This is a genomic window from Methylobacterium sp. E-065 (genome assembly GCF_022829605.1).
Lineage (GTDB): Bacteria > Pseudomonadota > Alphaproteobacteria > Rhizobiales > Beijerinckiaceae > Methylobacterium.
Map to the genome: position 1 here is coordinate 101,611 of NZ_JAKSYD010000188.1, position 19,760 is coordinate 121,370.

At 68.6% G+C, this 19,760-nt stretch carries 17 protein-coding genes; 11 read left to right on the top strand and 6 right to left on the bottom strand.

The genetic code is table 11. From position 1 onward, the window contains the following. Positions 1-82: 82 nt before the first annotated feature. From ccmI to MKK84_RS23400, 11 genes are all read left to right on the top strand, one after another. Positions 83-1,579 carry a c-type cytochrome biogenesis protein CcmI gene (gene ccmI, locus MKK84_RS23350; protein ID WP_243924171.1) on the top strand — a complete coding sequence of 499 codons (1,497 nt, stop codon included), beginning with the start codon at positions 83-85 and terminating at the stop codon, positions 1,577-1,579. Between the two features lie 154 nt (positions 1,580-1,733). After that, positions 1,734-2,246, top strand: coding sequence for a cytochrome c maturation protein CcmE (ccmE, locus tag MKK84_RS23355; RefSeq protein WP_243924172.1), 513 nt, complete (start codon positions 1,734-1,736; stop codon positions 2,244-2,246). A gap of 10 nt (positions 2,247-2,256) precedes the next feature. Further along, the gene (locus tag MKK84_RS23360) at positions 2,257-4,257 is read left to right on the top strand and encodes a heme lyase CcmF/NrfE family subunit (protein WP_243924173.1); all 2,001 of its coding nucleotides are present in this window, start codon (positions 2,257-2,259) and stop codon (positions 4,255-4,257) included. Between the two features lie 80 nt (positions 4,258-4,337). Then, positions 4,338-4,796, top strand: a complete 459-nt coding sequence (locus MKK84_RS23365) for a cytochrome c-type biogenesis protein (protein WP_243924174.1) — start codon at positions 4,338-4,340, stop codon at positions 4,794-4,796. Positions 4,797-4,892: 96 nt separating this feature from the next. After that, on the top strand, positions 4,893-5,549 hold the full coding sequence (locus tag MKK84_RS23370; protein ID WP_243924326.1) for a glutathione S-transferase family protein: 657 nt from the start codon (positions 4,893-4,895) through the stop codon (positions 5,547-5,549). Between the two features lie 386 nt (positions 5,550-5,935). Then, on the top strand, positions 5,936-6,409 hold the full coding sequence (locus tag MKK84_RS23375; protein ID WP_243924175.1) for a formate dehydrogenase subunit gamma: 474 nt from the start codon (positions 5,936-5,938) through the stop codon (positions 6,407-6,409). Then, positions 6,406-7,965, top strand: coding sequence for a formate dehydrogenase beta subunit (locus tag MKK84_RS23380; protein ID WP_243924176.1), 1,560 nt, complete (start codon positions 6,406-6,408; stop codon positions 7,963-7,965). Before MKK84_RS23375 ends, MKK84_RS23380 begins: the two co-directional genes overlap by 4 nt. A 10-nt stretch (positions 7,966-7,975) precedes the next feature. Beyond that, complete coding sequence (gene fdhF / locus MKK84_RS23385; protein WP_243924178.1) at positions 7,976-10,837, top strand: formate dehydrogenase subunit alpha; 2,862 nt, start codon at positions 7,976-7,978, stop codon at positions 10,835-10,837. A 4-nt stretch (positions 10,838-10,841) separates the two neighbouring features. Further along, complete coding sequence (locus MKK84_RS23390; RefSeq protein WP_243924180.1) at positions 10,842-11,135, top strand: formate dehydrogenase subunit delta; 294 nt, start codon at positions 10,842-10,844, stop codon at positions 11,133-11,135. Between the two features lie 342 nt (positions 11,136-11,477). Next, positions 11,478-13,139, top strand: a complete 1,662-nt coding sequence (locus MKK84_RS23395; protein ID WP_243924182.1) for an OFA family MFS transporter — start codon at positions 11,478-11,480, stop codon at positions 13,137-13,139. A 79-nt stretch (positions 13,140-13,218) separates the two neighbouring features. Continuing rightward, positions 13,219-14,136: a LysR family transcriptional regulator gene (locus MKK84_RS23400; protein ID WP_243924184.1), complete on the top strand. Its 918-nt coding sequence runs from the start codon at positions 13,219-13,221 to the stop codon at positions 14,134-14,136. 98 nt (positions 14,137-14,234) lie between these two features. Here the strand turns inward: MKK84_RS23400 and rpmG are convergent, their stop codons facing one another. The 6 genes from rpmG to MKK84_RS23430 form a co-directional block, all read right to left on the bottom strand. Then, positions 14,235-14,402 carry a 50S ribosomal protein L33 gene (gene rpmG / locus MKK84_RS23405; protein WP_160532473.1) on the bottom strand — a complete coding sequence of 56 codons (168 nt, stop codon included), beginning with the start codon at positions 14,400-14,402 and terminating at the stop codon, positions 14,235-14,237. Between the two features lie 106 nt (positions 14,403-14,508). Beyond that, positions 14,509-15,693, bottom strand: a complete 1,185-nt coding sequence (locus MKK84_RS23410) for an MFS transporter (protein WP_243924186.1) — start codon at positions 15,691-15,693, stop codon at positions 14,509-14,511. After that, positions 15,690-16,433 carry an NUDIX hydrolase gene (locus MKK84_RS23415; protein WP_243924187.1) on the bottom strand — a complete coding sequence of 248 codons (744 nt, stop codon included), beginning with the start codon at positions 16,431-16,433 and terminating at the stop codon, positions 15,690-15,692. Before MKK84_RS23415 ends, MKK84_RS23410 begins: the two co-directional genes overlap by 4 nt. Next, positions 16,390-16,854: a DUF983 domain-containing protein gene (locus MKK84_RS23420; protein WP_243924188.1), complete on the bottom strand. Its 465-nt coding sequence runs from the start codon at positions 16,852-16,854 to the stop codon at positions 16,390-16,392. Before MKK84_RS23420 ends, MKK84_RS23415 begins: the two co-directional genes overlap by 44 nt. Before the next feature lie 23 nt (positions 16,855-16,877). Beyond that, on the bottom strand, positions 16,878-19,199 hold the full coding sequence (rnr, locus tag MKK84_RS23425) for a ribonuclease R (RefSeq protein ID WP_243924190.1): 2,322 nt from the start codon (positions 19,197-19,199) through the stop codon (positions 16,878-16,880). 131 nt (positions 19,200-19,330) lie between these two features. Beyond that, positions 19,331-19,669, bottom strand: a complete 339-nt coding sequence (locus MKK84_RS23430; RefSeq protein WP_243924191.1) for a hypothetical protein — start codon at positions 19,667-19,669, stop codon at positions 19,331-19,333. Positions 19,670-19,760: the final 91 nt, after the last annotated feature.

Consider the following 19,760-nt stretch of genomic DNA (forward strand, 5'->3'; position numbering starts at 1 on the left):
GGGGGCGTCGTGGCGTTCCGCCGCCGGCTCCACATGGTGTGGAGAGACGTACGGGCCGGTTCGGCCCGCTGGCGAAGGTTCGATGACGGCGATCTGGTTCATTCTGGCGGCCATGACCGCGGCGGCCGTCCTGGGCCTGCTCTGGCCGTTGTCGCGGCGCGCCGTCGTGCCGACTGGCGAGGCGGGTGGCACCGCGATTGCCACCGAGACCGCCTTCTACGAGGATCAGATCGCCGAAATAGCGCGTGATCAGGAGCGCGGCCTGATCGCCCCGGAGGAGGCCGAGTCCGCCAGGGCGGAGGCGGGTCGGCGCCTGCTTCGGGCAAGCCGCGAGGTCAGGCTGGAGGCCGAGGATGCCGGCATCGTCGAGGCCGCGCGCCCGGCCGAGCCGCGCCTGCGCCGGCGTCGGGCGGCCTCGGCCTTCGCGGTCTCCACCATTCCGCTGGTGGCGCTGATCGCCTACGGCCTCTACGGCTCGCCGGAACTGCCGGCGCAGACCGAAGCCGACCGGCAGGCGACCCGCGGCGGCACCGACGAGTTGATGAAGGCCGTCGGGCAGATCGAGGCGCGGCTCGCCCGCGATCCGAATGACGCCCGTGGCTGGGCGGTGCTCGCCCCGGTCTACATGCGCACCGGCCGTTTCGACGATGCCGCCCGCGCCTACGGCAACATCGCCCGGCTGAAGGGCGAGACCGCCGAACTCCTGGCCGATCAAGCCGAAGCCCTCACGGCGGCGGGCGACGGCACCGTCACCCCCGAAGCCAAAGCGCTGTTCGAGAAGGCGCAGGCCAAGGATCCGAATGCGCCGAAACCCCGGTTCTTTCTCGCCCGTGCCGCCGAGCAGGCGGGCGATACCGACGGGGCGATCCGCCAGCTCGCCGCCCTCGAAGCTGCCAGCGCGCCGGACGCGCCGTGGCTCGGGATCGTCCGGCAGAGCCTGGCGCGCCTCAAGGGTGAGCCTGCGCCGCCGCCCTCGGTGCCGCAGGCGGCCCCGAAGGTCCCGGCCGAGCAGCAGGCCGCGATCCGCGGCATGGTCGACGGGCTCGATGCCCGGTTGAAGGCCGGCAGCGGCACACCGGACGAGTGGCTGCGACTGGTTCGGTCCCGGGCCGTGCTGGGTGAGCACGATCAGGCCACCGCGGCCCTGGCCCGTGCCCGGACGGCGCTCGCCGCCGATCCTCAGGGTTTGGCGCAGGTCGAGCAGGGCGCTCGTGCCATTGGTCTGGAGCCGGCGGGTGGGTCGTCGCGTTTGACCGAGCCGGCCCCGGCGCCAGCCGGACCGGCGGCCCGGGCCGAGACCGAAGCCGCGATGGCAGCCGTGCGCGCCATGCCGCAGGCGGAGCGCGACGCCGCCATTCGCGGCATGGTCGAGGGGCTCGACCGGCGCCTCGCCGCCCGGGGCGGTACGCCGGACGAGTGGATGCGCCTCGTGCGTTCCTACAGCGCGCTCGGCGAGCGCGAACAGGCGGTCAGGACCCTGGATCGCGCCCGGATGGCGCTCGCCGCCAACGGCGATGCGGTGACGCGGCTCGACGGACTCGCCCGGGAACTCGACCTGCCGCCGAAGCCCAATCCCTGAGCGTGACCGTCACGCGGCGACGGCCGTACGACAATCGGTCCTGATGCCCGCCCTTGACCGGCGCTCTCCTGAGGCCGACACCCTGAGGAGCTAGAATGAGAACGGTTCGGGGTTGGGCGGGCGACCGCCGACCGGACCGCGGGGTGGAAGTATCGTGACGCGTAAGAGCCGCCGCCTGATCCTGATTGCCGCCTGCGGCAGCGTGCTGGCGCTCGCGGTGGGGCTGATCCTGTTCGCCATGAGCGGCTCGATCGTGTTCTTCCGTTCGCCCACCGACATCGCGCTTCAGAGCATCGCACCAGGAACCCGCCTGCGACTCGGCGGCCTCGTGAAGGACGGTTCGCTCAAGCGCGGACCGGACCAGACGGTGGACTTCGCCGTAACCGACACGAACGCCACCATCGAGGTCCAGTATAAGGGGTTGCTGCCGGACCTGTTCCGCGAGGGGCAGGGCGTGGTCGCCGAGGGCGTCTTGGAGCCGGGCGGCCAGTTCCGCGCCGACACCGTGCTCGCCAAGCATGACGAATCCTACATGCCCCGCGAGGTGGCCGACGCGCTGAAGGCGCAGGGGCGTTGGCAGGAGGGCGGCCCGAACAAGGCGGCCCCCGCCGTCAAGTCATCCACCGCCGCGGCGGATTCGACCCTCGGCCCCCGCAGCGAGCGGTGAGAGAACCTGCATGATCGTCGAGACCGGCCATTTCGCGCTCGCGCTCGCCCTGGCGATCTCCCTCGTCCAGATGGTGATGCCGATCTGGGCTGCCCGCTCGGGCGACCCGGCACTCCGCCAGATCGCCTCGCAGGCGGCGCTCGGCGCCTTCGCCTGCATCCTGTTCGCCTTCGCGGCGCTTACCTACGCGCACGTCACTTCGGACTTCTCGGTCCAGAACGTCGTTGAGAACTCGCACACGCAAAAGCCGCTGATTTACAAGATCTCCGGCGTCTGGGGGAACCACGAGGGCTCGATGCTCCTGTGGGTGCTGATCCTCACCCTGTTTGGCGCCTGCGTGGCGGCGGCGAAGAACTCCGTGCCGCCGCGGTTGCGAGCCAACACGCTCGGCGTGCAGGGATTGATCACCTTCGTGTTCGTGCTGTTCATCATCACGACCTCGAACCCGTTCAGTCGCGTCATCCCGGCGCCGCTGGAGGGCAACGATCTCAACCCGCTGCTGCAGGATGTCGGGTTGGCGATCCACCCGCCACTCCTCTACATCGGCTATGTCGGCTTCTCGATCAGCTTCGCCTTCGCGGTCGCCGCGCTGATCGACGGGCGGATCGACGCCGTCTGGGCCCGCGCCGTGCGGCCCTGGACGCTCACCGCCTGGAGCTTCCTGACGCTGGGCATCGCGATGGGCTCCTACTGGGCCTATTACGAGCTTGGCTGGGGCGGCTGGTGGTTCTGGGATCCGGTCGAGAACGCCTCTCTGATGCCGTGGATCGCCGGCACGGCGCTGCTGCACTCAACCGTGGTTATGGAGAAGCGCGACGCCCTGAAGGTCTGGACGGTGCTGCTCGCGATCCTCACCTTCTCGCTCTCGCTGATCGGCACGTTCCTTGTTCGCTCGGGCGTGATCACGTCGGTCCATTCCTTCGCCACCGACCCGACCCGCGGCGTCTTCATCCTGGCGATCCTGATACTGTTCATCGGCGGCTCGTTGACGCTGTTCGCGTGGCGGGCGCCGCTGCTGCGGCAGGGTGGGCTGTTCGCACCGATCTCCCGCGAGGGGGCGCTCGTCCTCAACAACCTGTTCCTGGTCGCGGGCTGCGCCACGGTGCTGGTCGGCACGCTCTATCCGCTGCTCCTCGAGATGCTGACCGGCGAGAAGATCACGGTCGGGCCGCCCTTCTTCAATTCCACCTTCGTGCCGCTGGCGATCCCGCTCCTGCTGATCGTCCCGGCCGGGCAGGCTTTGGCCTGGAAGCGCGGCGACGTGCTCGCCGCCGCGCAGCGCCTGTTCGCTGCCCTGGCGCTGGCCCTAGTGGTCGGTTTCGGGGTGCTGGCCCTGACCTGGGGCGGCCCGGTGATGGCGCCGGTGGGGATCGGCCTCGGTGTCTATCTGCTGATCGGCTCGGCGCTGGAGATCGTCTCCCGTGCCCGGGGTTATGGATCGAGCCGGGCCCGCTCGCTCGGCCAGATCGGGCGCCGCGCCATCGGTCTGCCGCGCTCGGCCTGGGGCACGGCGCTGGCTCATGCCGGCGTCGGCGTGGTGGTGTTGGGTATCGCCGCGCAGGGATGGGCCGCGGAGGGGCTGGCGACCCTTAAGCCCGGTCAGAGCCTGACGACGGGGCCCTACACGGCGACCCTGGAGCGCGTCGCGCCGCGCAAGGGGCCGAACTACGAGGAGGCCGCCGCATATCTCACGATTCGGACCCGCGCCGGCGACGAGGTCGGGCAGGTGGAGACTGGCAAGCGCTTCTATCCGAGCCGCAAGATGGCGGTGACGGAATCCGGCCTGCTGACGATTGGGGTGAGCCAAGTTTATGCGAGCCTCGGCGAGATCGGCCAGGACGGCAGCGTCGGCCTGCGGCTGTACTACAAGCCGCTGGTGCTGCTGATCTGGCTCGGCGCCGTGGTGATGGCGGCGGGCGGTGGCCTCTCGCTCACGGACCGTCGGATGCGCGTCGGCGCCCCCGCCAAGGCGAAGGCGCGGCCGCTGCCCAACGCGGTGCCGGCCGAGTGAGGATGGACATGAAGGCCTCCGCGTCTCTCCCGCTCCCGATTGACGGGGCAAGTGCCCTGCGCAGCGGCAGCGAAAGCGGCATGCGGGGTCGTTTCGGCGCTGCTGTCCTCCTGCTCTCCGTGCTCCTTACCCCCGCCTACGCCGTCCAGCCCGACGAGGTGCTGAAGGATCCTGTCCTCGAGCATCGCGCGCGCGAGATCTCGGCCGAGCTGCGCTGCCTCGTCTGCCAGAACCAGTCGATCGACGATTCCGACGCGCCGCTCGCCAAGGACCTGCGTCTGATCGTGCGCGAGCGCTTGGAGAAGGGCGACAGCGACAAGTCGGTGCTCGACTACGTCGTGGCGCGCTACGGCGAGTTCGTGCTGCTGCGCCCGGTCTTCGCCCCGCACACCCTGCTGTTGTGGCTGACGCCCGTGCTTGCCGTGCTGCTCGGCGGATTCGGCATCTGGCGCCTCGCGCGCCGCCGAGTGCCGGCGACCGGTCGAAGCTTGTCGGCCGCCGAGGAGGCGGAGGTCGCCGCGCTCCTGAGACGGGAGTAATATCCAGGCCGCCGCGATTCGCTCGTTCGGCTCGGCACGAGTCTTGGATCGGGCATCGTGGGCCGCGTGTTCGGCGGCGTGCCCGGGGGCAGGACGATGACGGCCGCTACGCTCACCATCTCAAGCCGCAACTATTCCTCGTGGTCCCTGCGGGGCTGGCTGATCTGCCGGATGTCGGGTCTCGATTTCGAGACGGAGGTCCTGTCCGGCACCGATGCCGGCAGCCGGGCCGAGCTGCTCCATCTGTCGCCCTCGTTCCTCGTGCCGCGTCTGCGCCACGGCGACGTAGTGGTCTGGGATACGCTCGCCATCGCGGAATATCTCGCCGAGACGTTTCCGGAGGCCGGCTTTCTGCCGGGCAACATCGCGGAGCGTGCCCATTGCCGCTCGATCGCCGGTGAGATGCATTCCGGTTTCGTGAATCTGCGCTCGGCGCTGCCAATGAACCTCCGCGCTTTCCATCCCGCCTTCCGCGTATTCAACGGCGCGAAGGCCGATATCGAGCGCATCGTCACGATTTTCGACGATTGCTTGGACCGCTATGACGGGCCCTTCCTGTTCGGGGCCAAGCCCTGCCTCGCTGACGCCCTGTACGCACCCGTCTGCACCCGCTTCCGAACCTACGATGTCGCCCTCCCACCCCGCGCCGCCCTGTATCGCGACACGATCCTGCACTGGCCGTTGATGGTGGAATGGGCCGAGGCCGCCGCCGACGAGCCGGATGAGATCGAAGAACTCGAAATGGAGTTCTGACCCGTCAGGGCGCGAATGGGCTGTTCCGGCTAGGGCGCCTCGAAGGGATTCCTCGGCGGCACAATGATCGATGGTCCGTTATCGAGCGGCTTGACCGCGCGTACAAGGTCGCCAAGGCCGCAGGCACGCGCGCTTACGCCACGCCGGAGTTGCAATTTTTTGCATGGCACCAATTCATGGTGCGGCACACACGTGACCGGTTGATGCTTTGCCGGTTGTAAAAACCTTTTTTCTGACAGCCGCTTAACATGTCACCCTGCTTTTCGCACAAAGCGGGTGACAGCGCGACAGACATCCTTTGTCATGCGACCGGACTGCGCGATTGAAGCGAACCGGCATTTCTGTTCCTCTTCGCATTAGAACAGGAACAGACTGGGCTGGAAACCATGGCGCGTCACGAGCCCTGGAGCGCCGAGCGCGCCACCGGGATCATCGCTGAGCACACCCATCTCGAAGGGGCCACGCTGCCGATCCTGCACGCGTTGCAGGAAACATTCGGCTACGTGGATTCCGGCGCCGTGCCGCTGATCGCCGACGCGCTGAACCTGTCGCGCGCCGAAGTGCACGGCTGCATCACCTTCTACCACGACTTCCGCGCCCACCCGGCTGGCCGGCACGAGGTGAAGCTGTGCCGGGCCGAGGCCTGCCAGGCCATGGGCTCCGATACGCTCCATCGCGAGATCCTCGGCCGCCTCGGCTGCGGCTGGCACGAGACCACAGCGGATGGCAGCGCCACGGTGGAGCCGGTCTATTGCCTCGGCCTCTGCGCCAACGGCCCGGCCGCCCTCATCGACGGTGAGCCGCTCGCCCACCTGACCGCAGACGCCCTTGAAGCCGCTTTGACGGAGGTGCGCCAGTGAGCGTCACGCTCTACGTTCCCCGCGACGCCGTCGCCCTGGGCCTTGGTGCCAACAAGGTCGCCCGCGCGCTGTTTGCCGGCGCCGAGCGCCGAGGCCTCGACGTGACCATCGTCCGCACCGGATCCCGCGGTCTGGCGTGGCTGGAACCGATGGTCGAAGTCGGCACGCCGGAGGGGCGCATCGCCTACGGGCCGGTCAAGCTCGCCGATGTCGAGGCGTTGCTGGATGCCGGCCTGACCCAGGGCGGCGACCATGCCCTGCGCCTTGGCGACCCGGAAAAGATCCCGTTCCTCGCCCGGCAACAGCGCCTGACCTTCCACCGCTGCGGCGTGATCGATCCGGTCTCCGTGGACGATTACCGGGCTCATGGCGGCTATCGCGGCCTTGAGGCGGCTCTGAAGCTCGATGCCGAGGGCATCGTGGCGGCGGTGCGCGAGTCCGGCCTGCGTGGCCGGGGCGGTGCTGGCTTCCCGGCCGGCATCAAGTGGAACACCGTGATGCTCGCCAAGGCGGACCAGAAGTATGTGGTCTGCAACGCCGACGAGGGTGATTCCGGTACCTTCGCCGACCGGATGATGATGGAGGGCGACCCCTTCAACCTCATCGAGGGCATGACCATCGCGGGCGTGGCGACGGGAGCCACTCGTGGCTACATCTATCTGCGCTCCGAGTATCCGCAGGCCTTCGCGACCCTCAAGGAAGCGATCGCCAACGGTATCCAGGCCGGGGTGCTCGGTGACGACGTTCTCGGCTCGGGCAAGAGCTTCCACCTGGAAGTGCGCCTTGGGGCGGGCGCCTATATCTGCGGCGAGGAAACCTCGCTGCTGGAGAGCCTGGAGGGCAAGCGCGGGATCGTGCGCGCCAAGCCGCCGATCCCGGCGCTGAAGGGCTTCCTCGGCAAGCCGACGCTGGTCAACAACGTCATGACCTTCACGGCCGTGCCGTGGATCCTGCACAACGGCGCCAAGGCCTACGCCGATTACGGCATGGGCCGGTCGCTCGGCACCCTCCCGATCCAGCTCGCCGGCAACATCAAGCATGGCGGCCTGATCGAGATGGCCTTCGGCATCACCCTGCGGCAGGTCATCGAGGATTTCGGCGGCGGTACGCGCTCGGGCCGGCCGGTCCGGGCCGTGCAGGTCGGCGGGCCACTGGGCGCCTACTTCCCCGATCATCTCCTCGACACGCCGCTGGATTACGAGGCGATGGCCGCCCAGAAGGGCCTCGTCGGCCATGGCGGCATCGTGGTGTTCGACGACACCGTCGACATGGCGGCCCAAGCTCGCTTCGCCTTCGAGTTCTGCGCCACCGAGTCGTGCGGCAAGTGCACGCCCTGTCGCGTTGGCGCGACCCGCGGCGTCGAGACCATGGACAAGGTGATCGCCGGCATCCGGCCGGAGGCGAACCTCAGCCTGATCGCGGATCTCTGCGAAGTTATGACCGATGGGTCGCTCTGCGCCATGGGTGGGCTGACGCCGATGCCCGTCATGAGCGCGATCACCCATTTCCCCGAGGATTTCACCCGCGCGGGCTCGCTGCCCGTCGCGGCCGAGTGAGGAGGCTCCCATGGCCCTCATCAAAGAGATCGACTACGGCACGCCGATCCGCGTCGCCGAGCAGACGGTCACGCTGACCATCGACGGCATGTCGGTGACCGTGCCGGCCGGCACCTCGGTGATGGCGGCGGCGATGCACGCCGGCACGCAGATCCCGAAGCTCTGCGCCACCGACTCGCTGGAGCCGTTCGGTTCCTGTCGCCTCTGCCTCGTAGAGATCGAGGGGCGGCGCGGCACGCCTGCCTCCTGCACGACCCCGGCCGAGAACGGCATGGTGGTGCACACGCAGAACGAGAAGCTCGCCAAGCTTCGCAAGGGCGTGATGGAGCTCTACATCTCCGATCACCCGCTGACCTGCCTGACCTGCGCAGCCAACGGCGATTGCGAATTGCAGGACATGGCTGGCGTCGTGGGTCTGCGCGACGTGCGCTACGGCTACGACGGCGACAACCACGTCGCGCCGACCGCCGAGAAGTACCTGCCGAAGGACGAGTCGAACCCGTACTTCACCTACGACCCGTCGAAGTGCATCGTCTGCAACCGCTGCGTCCGCGCCTGCGAGGAGGTCCAGGGCACCTTCGCGCTGACCATCGCAGGGCGAGGCTTCGACAGCCGCGTGGCGGCCGGCCCGACTAACTTCTTCGAATCCGAGTGCGTGTCCTGCGGCGCCTGCGTGCAGGCCTGCCCGACCGCGACCCTCCAGGAAAAGTCGATCCACGAATTCGGTCAGCCCGAGCACGCCGAGGTGACGACCTGCGCGTATTGCGGCGTCGGTTGCTCGTTCAAGGCCGAGATGCAGGGCGAGCGGGTCGTCCGCATGGTCCCGTACAAGGGCGGCAAGGCCAACGAGGGTCATAGCTGCGTCAAGGGCCGCTTCGCCTACGGCTATGCTACCCATAAGGACCGCATCACCAAGCCGATGATCCGCGAGAAGATCACGGATCCGTGGCGTGAGGTCTCCTGGGAGGAGGCGATCGACCGGGCCGCGAGCGAGTTCAAGCGGATCCAGGCCAAGTACGGCAAGGATTCGGTCGGCGGCATCACCTCGTCGCGCTGCACCAACGAGGAGGCCTACCTCGTCCAGAAGCTGGTGCGCGCCGCCTTCGGCAACAACAACGTCGATACCTGCGCCCGCGTCTGCCACTCGCCGACCGGTTACGGCCTGATGTCGACGCTCGGCACCTCGGCCGGCACCCAGGACTTCAAGTCGGTCGAGAATTCCGACGTGATTCTGGTGATCGGCGCCAACCCGACCGACGGCCACCCGGTCTTCGGCTCGCGCATGAAGAAGCGCCTGCGCGAGGGCGCCAAGCTGATCGTCGCCGATCCGCGGAAGATCGATCTGGTGAAGTCGCCCCACATCAAGGCCGACTTCCACCTGCCGCTGAAGCCCGGCTCCAACGTCGCCTTCATCAACTCGCTGGCGCACGTGATCGTCACCGAGGGGCTGATCGACGAGGCCTATGTCCGCGAGCGCTGCGACCTGCCCGAATTCGAATCCTGGGCGCGGTTCATCGCTGAGGAGCGGCACTCCCCGGAGGCGCAGCAGCAATTCACCGGTCTCGACCCGGCGGAGGTCCGCGGTGCGGCCCGGCTCTACGCCAAGGGCGGCGCGGCCGGCATCTACTACGGGCTGGGCGTCACCGAGCACAGCCAGGGCTCGACCATGGTGATGGGCATGGCCAACATCGCCATGGCCACCGGCAACATCGGCAAGCTCGGCGCCGGCGTGAACCCGCTGCGCGGCCAGAACAACGTCCAGGGCTCCTGCGACATGGGCTCGTTCCCGCACGAGCTCACCGGCTACCGCCACGTCTCGGACGATGCCACCCGCGAGAGCTTCGAGGCGCTCTGGGGCGCCAAGCTCGACAGCGCGCCGGGCCTGCGCATCACCAACATGCTGGATGAAGCCGTCGATGGCAGCTTCAAGGGCCTCTACATCCAGGGCGAGGACATCGCGCAGTCGGATCCCGACACGCACCATGTGACCTCGGGCCTGATGGCGATGGAGTGCATCGTCATCCAGGACCTGTTCCTGAACGAGACCGCCAAATACGCCCACGTCTTCCTGCCGGGCGCCTCGTTCCTGGAAAAGGACGGCACCTTCACCAATGCCGAGCGCCGCATCTCCCGCGTGCGCAAGGTCATGGCCCCGATGGGCGGCTACGGCGACTGGGAGGGCACGGTGCTGCTCTCCAACGCGCTGGGCTACCCGATGAACTACAACCACCCGTCCGAGATCATGGACGAGATCGCAGGCCTGACGCCGAGCTTCACCGGCGTGTCCTACGCCAAGCTCGACGAGCTGGGTTCGGTGCAGTGGCCCTGCAACGAGAAGGCGCCGCTCGGCACACCGATGATGCACGTGGACCGGTTCGTCCGCGGCAAAGGCCGGTTCATGATCACCGAGTTCGTGGCCACCGAGGAGCGCACGGGGGCGAAGTTCCCGCTGATCCTGACCACGGGCCGGATCCTGTCCCAGTACAATGTCGGCGCGCAGACCCGGCGCACCGAGAACTCGCGTTGGCACGAGGAGGACGTGCTGGAGATCCACCCGTTCGACGCGGAGCTGCGTGGTATCGTCGACGGCGATCTGGTCTCACTGGAGAGCCGCTCGGGCGACATCGCGCTCAAGGCCAAGGTCTCGGAGCGGATGCAGCCCGGTGTGGTCTACACCACCTTCCACCACGCCAAGACCGGCGCCAACGTCATCACCACCGATTTCTCGGATTGGGCGACCAACTGCCCCGAATACAAGGTGACCGCGGTGCAGATCCGGCGGACCAACCGGCCGTCCGACTGGCAGGCGAAGTTCTACGAGGAGGATTTCTCGTTGACGCGCATTGCCCAGACGCTCGACGCGGCGGAGTGAGGCGATGAGCGCGCTACGCCAGGAAGACAAGCTCCTTCGTATGGCCAACCAGATTGCCACCTTCTTCCGGTCGTACCCGGAGGAGGAGGCGGTGGCCGGCATCCACAAGCACATCGTGGCGTTCTGGACGCCCAAGATGGTCTCGAAGCTCGAAGCGGCCCTGCCCGAGATGGGCGACCGGGCCGACATCTTGGTGCAGCGGGCCCTGCGCGGCGGCGAGCCTCAGGCTGAGAGCCCGATCCGCGCGGCGACTCGCGATCCGCAGAAGCTCGGTGAGGGTGCCAGCGACGCCGGCTGAACCGTTCGAACGAGCTCGATACGCTTCTCTCCATTGCAGCATCGTCAGGGCCCGGATTTTCCGGGCCCTGATGCGTTTTGGTGTCCCGGTGCCCGCCGGATGCATCGGGCTCATATCCTCACAGGGGTCAGAGAGCCGGATTGCGGGTTGCCTCCAACGCTAAGGCAGCGTGCTGGGACTGCGATCTCGAGAACCTTCACCTAAGATGTTTCGCCTACAGATTGCGCAGATACGGATTAAATCTGTCCACTCAGCGTGCACTACGCTAGCGCCCTGTACACAGATCGCGCATTCTGCGGCACCAAGCGGTCCACCGGGATGACCGCCGTCGAGGAGTCGGTCATGGGTGCTGGAGTGGCGGGCGCGGTCGTGCCCGGCGGTACGCCGGGTCTGTTGTCCCGCGAGCGGATCGTGGCCAAGGCAGGGTTCAACCGGTGGCTGGTGCCGCCGGCGGCTTTGGCAATCCATCTCTGCATCGGCATGGCCTACGGCCTGTCGGTGTTCTGGCTGCCGCTGACGCGGGCCGTTTCGGTCGGTCAGCCGGGCCCCGCAGCCTGCCCCGACATGGGCGTGATGACGGCCCTGTTCACGACCACCTGTGATTGGCGCGTCAGCGACCTCGTGACGGTCTTCTCGATCGGCATCGTGATGCTCGGCCTTTCGGCGGCCCTGTTCGGCGGCTGGCTGGAGCGGGCGGGCCCGCGCAAGGCCGGCATCGCGGCGGCTTTGTGCTGGGGCGGCGGCTTCCTGATCGGCGCGCTCGGCGTCTACATCCACCAGCTCTGGCTGATCTGGCTCGGCCTAGGCCTGATCGGCGGCATCGGGCTCGGCCTCGGCTACATCTCGCCGGTCTCGACGCTCATCAAGTGGTTCCCAGACCGGCGCGGCATGGCCACCGGCATGGCGATCATGGGCTTCGGCGGCGGTGCGATGATCGGTTCGCCCCTGGCCGATACCCTGATCAAGAGCTTCCGAACCGCGGATGCGGCCGGCGTCTGGCAGACGCTGGCTGTGATGGGGATCGGCTACATCCTGTTCATGCTGGGCGGCGCCTTCGGCTACCGCGTGCCGCCGGCCGGCTGGCGCCCGGACGGCTGGACGGCGCCGGCTGCCAAGAACGCGATGATCGCCTCCGGGCACGTGCATCTCCGGGAGGCGCACAAGACCCTCCAGTTCTGGATGATCTGGCTCGTCCTGTTCCTCAACGTGTCGGCTGGTATCGGCGTGTTGGCGCTGGCCTCGCCGATGCTGCAGGAGATTTTCGGCGGCGCGCTGATCGGCCAGCCGGGCACGAGCTTCTCCGCACTCGACGGAGGCCAGAAGGCGCAGGTCGCTGCGATCGCGGCGGGCTTCGTCGGCCTGCTCTCGCTGTTCAATATCCTGGGCCGGTTCTTCTGGGCGTCGATGTCGGACCGCATCGGCCGGAAGGTCACCTACGCGATCTTCTTCGCGCTGGGCGGCGTCCTCTACGCGGCGGCCCCCTGGGCGGCCGGCATCGGGTCGCAGGCGTTGTTCGTCGCCATCTTCTGCGTGATCCTGTCCATGTATGGCGGCGGCTTCGCGACCGTGCCGGCTTACCTCGCCGACGTGTTCGGCACGCAGTTCGTGGGGGCCATCCATGGCCGCCTGCTCACCGCGTGGTCGATGGCGGGCATCGTCGGGCCGTTCGTCATCACGAAGATCCGCGAAGCTCAGGTGGCGGCCGGCGTCCAGGGAGCCGATCTCTATGGCCGGACCATGTACGTGCTGGCAAGCTTCCTGGCGGTCGGGTTCCTGTGCAACCTGCTCGTCCGGCCGCTGGCCCAACGCTGGTTCATGTCCGAGTCGGAGCGCGCCTCCCTCGACGTCAAAGCCGGTGCCACGGCCTCCGGACCGTCGGGCTCCTTCGGCATCGGCCGCGGCGGTTTCAGCCCCGGTGCGGCCGTGGCCTGGGCGGTTGTCGGCATCCCGATCGTCTGGGGCATCGGCATCACCCTGTCGAAGGCCTTCATTCTGTTCCGGTGAGCGACCGCCGCGCGCGGTTGTGGGTGTCGTCCTGGGTCGCTAGGCTCCCGGTGACTTGCGGTGCCGGGATCCCTGTGTGGTGATCGACAAGCTGGACTTCCTGCTCGCGCTCGCCCGCGAGCAGCATTTCGGACACGCCGCCGAGGCCTGCGGGGTGACTCAGCAGACTCTCTCGGCCGGCGTGAAACAGCTGGAGAACCGCTTCGGCGTGCAGCTCGTGCTGCGCGGCTCGCGCTTCCAGGGCTTCACCCCAGAAGGGGAGCGGGTGCTGGAATGGGCGCGGCGGATCGTGGCCGATGCCCGCGCGATGCACGAGGAGGTCACCGGTCTGCGCCGGGGCCTGACCGGGCATCTGCGCATCGCGTCGATCCCCACGGCCCTGCCGATGATCGCGCATCTCACCACGCCCTACCGGGAGCGGCACCCGGACGTGCGGCTCACGGTCGAGTCGGCGACCTCGACCGACATCTTCTCGCTGATCGAGAATCTGGAGGCGGATGCCGGCCTGACCTATCTCGACAACGAGCCCCTCGGGCGCGTGATCTCCGTCCCGCTCTACCGGGAGCGCTACCGTCTCGTCACGGCGATCGGCGGTCCCTTCGACCAGCGGGAGAGCGTCACCTGGGCCGAGACCGGCAGCCTGCCGCTCTGCCTGCTCACCCCCAACATGCAGAACCGGCGGATCATCGATCAGCAGATCCGGGAATCGGGGGCCGATCCCGCCGCGACCCTGGAATCGAACTCGATGATCGTCTTGCTGACCCATGTGCGTACCCTGCGCTGGGCCTCGATCATGCCGGAGATCCTGGTGGATGCCCTAGGACCCATCGAGGGCGTACGGGCCATCCCGATCACCGCACCGGATCTGGTGCATACGATCGGCCTCGTCGCCCCACGCCGCGAGCCGTCCACCCCGATGGTCACCGCCCTCGTGGCCATCGCCCGGTCGCTCGCTCGTACGCTTGATCCGGGGGTATCGGACGCGTCATCCGCCTGATCGCTGGGCGCGTCACGGGCATCGTTAGACAGCACCGACGAAAAAAGCCGCCCCGTCTCCGGAGCGGCTTCGTAGCGACCGGGCTGGTGCCCGTCGGCTTACTTGATCTTGGTTTCCTTGAACTCGACGTGCTTGCGCGCGACCGGGTCGTACTTGCGCATCGACAGCTTCTCAGTCTGCGTCCGGGAGTTCTTCTTGGTGACGTAGAAGTAGCCCGTGTCGGCGGTGGACATGAGCTTGATCTTGACGGTGACAGCCTTGGCCATGGCTCGGCGCTCCTGAAGGGTGCGGCATTCCGCGTGAGCGAAACGCAAATGGCCGGGAGAACCCGGCCGAATACGGGCGGGTGAATGCCCGATCGAGCCGTTCAGGTCAAGAGTGGACGGGCCTGCGCTCTGTCACCGCGAGGGATCCCGCGAAGGCCAGGAACAGGGCGAGCAGCGCCAGCGCGAAGCCGTGCGGCGGTATGAGGTCGAGCCCACCGCCGATCACTGGTGGCCCCAGCATCAGGCCGACATTGTACAGCACCACGAAGGCCGCGTTGGCGCCGGCGAGATCGTTTGCCGGCGTGCGGTCGCCCAGCATGGCGAGCCCGACCGTGTAGAGCGTGCCGGCGATGCCGCCCCAGACCAAGAGCAGCAGGCCGAACGCTAGGGGGGTCCCGGCCGTCAACGGGATGAGCGCCGAGCCGGTGGCGCCCGCGAGACCTGCGCCGAGCAACACCGCGCCGCGGTTGAACCGGTCGGCGAGCCAACCGAACGGAATCTGGAACAGCACATTGCCGAGTGCGATCAGGCTGACGAGCCCGGCTGCGCCCTGTGCGTCGTAGCCGAGGCGCAGGCCGTAGAGGGGCAGGATCGCGAAGATGCCGGTCTCCACCGCTCCGTACGCGAGGGCGGCCGCGAGCGCGCCGGGAGCAAGGCGCAGGTAGCTGAAGATGCTCCGGCCCGAACCCGGCTCGATCGTCGGCGACAGCCCGCGGGCGAGCAGGATGGGTAGGCCGCCGGCCAGCATGAGGGCGGCGCCGGTCGCGTAGGGGGCCAGCCCCTCGGTGCCGACGAGCGCCAGCAGGAGCGGGCCGACCGCAAAGCCCGCTGCCAGGACGGTGGCGTAGATGCCCATCACGAGGCCCCGTCGCTCCGGCGGGGCGGCGGCGTTGATCCAGTACTCGGAGAGCACGAACAGGGCACCGAGCGTCATCGAGAAGACGAAGCGCAGGGGAAACCAGAGCGCGATACCCGGCAGGATCGGGAATAGGGTGAGGCTGGCCGCCCCGACGATCAGCGCCAGGCCGAGCAGCGGGGCGACCCCGATCCGGGCGGCCAGCCGCGGCACGAACGGCACCGTGCAGATGCTGGCGATGCCCGCCACCGCGGTGTTGATCCCGATCAGCGTGCTCGACGCGCCGCGTCGCTCCAACTCGATCGACAGGAGCGGGATCGACAGGCTCAGACCGATGCCCACGACGGTGACGCAGGTGACTGCCGCCGCGATGGCCGCCACATCCTCCGAGCTGATTCCGCGCCGTCCCGCGTTCTCCACGTCCTTTTGGTTCACAAGGCTACCCGTTCGCGCCGGCCGTAGCGCTCGTAATGGAACGGGATCATCCGGTACGGGGCGAAATCGGCGGCGATCTGAGCTTCGAGGTCGTCCAAGATGGCGCGGGTGATGTACGGCAGGTCGAGCTTACGGGCCGCATCGAGGCGGACCCAGGCGAGTTCGGTGAACTCGGCATCGGCCTGAACCCGGCCCGGCTCCTCGGCCGCCACCATCCGATGATCGACCGCGAAGAAGCGCGTGTCGAACCGGCGCACGCGCTTCGGCGGGGTGATCGCCCGGGCCACGAGGTGCAGCGCCTCGAGATCCGGCAGGACGCCGTGCCGGGCAAACCCCTCCCACCCCGCGGGTGTCTCCTCCGGCGCGCCGTGCTCGGTCGTGCCGAGCAGCAGGCCGGTTTCCTCGTAGGTCTCGCGGATGGCGGCGAGCGCGAGCGCCCGGCCGAGATGATGCGGCGGCCGGGAGACCTGCCGGGTCAGCGCCGCTTCGGCATAATCGGGCAGGGCGCCGGCCACCGGCATGTGACGGTCGCCGAGCTCGATCCGGCCGCCCGGGAAAACGAACTTGCCCGGCATGAAGGCGAGGTTGGGGTTGCGCCGGCCCATCAGGACCTTCAGGCCGCCCCGTCCCCGCCGGTCGATCACGATCATGGTGGCGGCGTCCCGCGGGCGCAGGCGCGCTGCGGCAGGCTTCCGCTCAGAGGCGGTGGCGATCTGGGGCTCCTGCTGCGGCAGCGGCAAGGCGTGTCTCCTCCGACCCGTGTGTGGGGCGGCTCCGCGGTAGCGTGGCGAAGCCGTGCATGCCAAGGGCGTATTGCAGCCCGACGACGGCACCCTTGACGGGCTGGAGCAATATGAGCGCGAACAGGAGCGTGAAGGCCGGCCAGACTCCCATCTCAACCCAGAGGGGAACCTCGTAGGCGCTCTCCGTCTCCAGGATCAGGTATCCGACGATGTGGGCGACGATGAAGATCACCACGTAGGGTGGCAGATCGTCCGCCCGGTGGTGGTGCAACTCCAGACCGCAGCTATCGCATTCGGGCCGCACCTTAAGAAAACGGCCGAAGATCCGCCCCTGGCCGCAATGCGGGCAGCGGCCGATGAAGCCTCGGGCCATCGCGGGTACGAGACGGGTGCGCAGGGGAATCGCGTCGGCGGCCATGTCCAGGGTCTACAACGGCCCGGTCAGCGGCGCGACCCGCGATGGCGCGTCCCAGTGTTGCGGATGCCGGCGGGACGGCCGGACGGGGCTGCCTTGAACGGCCGGCCACCGGGCGCCTTGCCTGGTCCGGGCTTGCGGGCACCGGAACGGGACCGGCCCTCGCTGAGCAGCTCGAAGCGCAGCGCCCCGGCGACCGGCGCGGCCTCCACGAGCCGCACCTCGACCCGGTCGCCCAGGCGGAACGTCTCCCCGGTCCGCTCGCCCACCAGGGCGTGACGGCCCTCCTCGTGGCGGAAATAGTCGGCGCCGAGCTGCGAGACCGGCACGAAGCCGTCCGCCCCGGTCCCGTCGAGCTTGATGAACAGCCCGGCCCGGGTCACGCCGGCGATCTGGCCCTCGAAGCTGGCCCCGATCTGGTCGGCGAGGTGGTGGGCGATCAGCCGGTCGATGGTTTCCCGCTCGGCCGCCATGGCGCGGCGCTCGGCCGCCGAGATCAGCTCGCCGATCTGCGCCAACTCGCCGAGGGAGACCGCGCTCCCGAGCCCATCGGTTCCGAGCCGGCAGGCAGTGATCAGCGCCCGGTGGACGATCAGGTCGGCGTAGCGCCGGATCGGCGAGGTGAAATGCGCGTAGCGCCGCAGATTCAGGCCGAAATGACCGAGATTTTCGGCGGCGTAGACGGCCTGGGCCTGGCTGCGCAGGATCACCTCGTTGAGGAAGACGCTGTGCTCGGTCTCGGCGACGGTCGCGAGGATCCGGTTGAACAAAGCGGGCCGCAGCGCCCCTTCCTTGGGCAGCTTGATGCCCACCGAGGCCAGGACCTCACCGAGCGCCCGCATCTTCTCGAGGGCCGGCTCATCGTGGACGCGGTAGATTAGCGGCTGTTTCGCCTGCTCCAGGGTCTCGGCCGCGGCGACGTTCGCCTGGATCATGAATTCTTCGATCAGCCGATGCGCGTCGAGCCGTTCCGGCACGATCACCCGATCGACCGCGCCGTCGGGGGACAGCAGGACTTTGCGCTCGGGCAGATCGAGGGCGAGTGGGCCCCGGCGGTCGCGGGCCGCAAGCAGGGCCACGTAAGCCGCCCAAAGCGGGCGGAGCGCGGTCTCCAGCAGAGGGCCGGTCGTCGCGTCCGGCTGCCCGTCGATGGCTGCCTGCGCTTGGGCGTAGGCAAGCTTGGCGCGCGAGCGCATCATCACCCGGTGGAAGCCGTGGCGGCGCTTCTCGCCATCGGCGGAGATGACCATGCGCACGGCGAGTGCTGGCCGGTCCTCGCCCTCGCGCAGCGAGCAGAGGTCGTTCGAAATCCGCTCCGGCAGCATCGGCACGACCCGGTCGGGGAAGTAGACCGAATTGCCGCGCTCCAGCGCCTCGCGGTCGAGGCTGGAGCCCGCCCGCACATAGGCCGCCACATCCGCGATGGCGACGGTCAGGATGAAGCCGCCCGGATTGGCCGGGTCGGGATCGGCCTCGGCCATGACGGCGTCGTCGTGGTCCTTGGCGTCCGGCGGGTCGATGGTCAGGAGCGGCCGGTCGCGCCAGTCCTCTCGGCCATTCAACGTCGCGGGTTCGGCGGCGTCCGCCTCGGCCAGTGTCGAATCCGCGAAGACGTGCGGGATGTTGTGCAGGTGGAGCGCGATCAGGCTCACCGCCTTCTCGGAGCCGAGCGAGCCCAGCCGCTCACGCACGCGTCCCTTCGGAAGGCCGAAGCGGGTCTCCCGCTCCAGCGAGACGCTGACGAGGTCGCCGTCACGGGCCTGGCCCTCTTCGCCGGGCGGGATCAGGATCTCGCGGCCCTGCGAGCGCTTCTCCACGGGGACGATCCGGCCACCCTGTGCGCCGGCCCGGTAGACGCCGATGATCTCGGCCTTGTTCTTTCCGATGACCTTGATGACCCGGCCCGTATAGCCACCCTCGGGGTCGCGCTCGACCCGGATCAACGCGCGGTCGCCGATGCCAGATGCGGGCCGATTACCCTTGCGCGGGCCGCGGGGTTGCGCGAGCACGATGGCGGGCGGCTTGCCGGTTCCCGTCCACTCCACGGGGACGGCCAGAAAATCGCCGTGGCGGTCCCGTGAGCGGATATCGGCCAGCACCACCGGCGGCAGGTGGCCGGCCGGAGCGAGGCCGCCGCGCCCGCGGTCGAGGGCGCCATCCTCTTCGATCTCTTTCAGGATGCGCTTCAGTTCGATCTTGGCGGACCCCTTGATGCCGAAGGCCTGGGCGATCTCGCGCTTGCCGACAGGTTCCTTCGACTCGGCCACGAAGGCGAGGATCTGCTCACGGGTGGGGATGGGCGGCGGAGCGACGGGCTCGGCCCCCGGGGCGGTGGTGCGACGTGCCAAAAGGTGGTGCCGGCTGGTTCTCGGAAGACGAAGCCCATGTGGACTCAGGACCCACTTCGGTCCATTCCTCCTAAGATGGGTTCCCGGACCGCCCACGGCAACGCCGGGCCGTTCTTCCTCAACAGGCTGTGTCAACCGGTCGAGGCGATCTTGCGGATATGATCGACCGCTCGATCCACGTCGAAACCCGAAGACACGATCTCAGCCAGGCTGAACGGGCAGGCGCGCGGCAGGGTCAGATTCACCTGTCCCTCCAACGGGGCCAGTTCTGGCGTCTCGGCCGCTTGGATCGCCAGCGTCCAAGCGCCATCCATGCGCAGGCTCGCCGGGTCGGGCGGGTCGCCCGCAAGCGCCGCGAGCTTGGCGCGGCCTGAATCCCGGCAGGCGAGGCTCGTCGCATCGTCCGAGATCAGGGCGGCCTTGATCAGCTCGGCCAGGGCATCCCTGACCCGTTCCACGCTCGCGTTCATGGGCATCCGTTCCGAAGGGTCTGAGGGCGTGGCAAGCCGGATGCCAGCCGGAAACGGGCCGGTGTGACAGAACCGCCGATCTTTCCTGGCG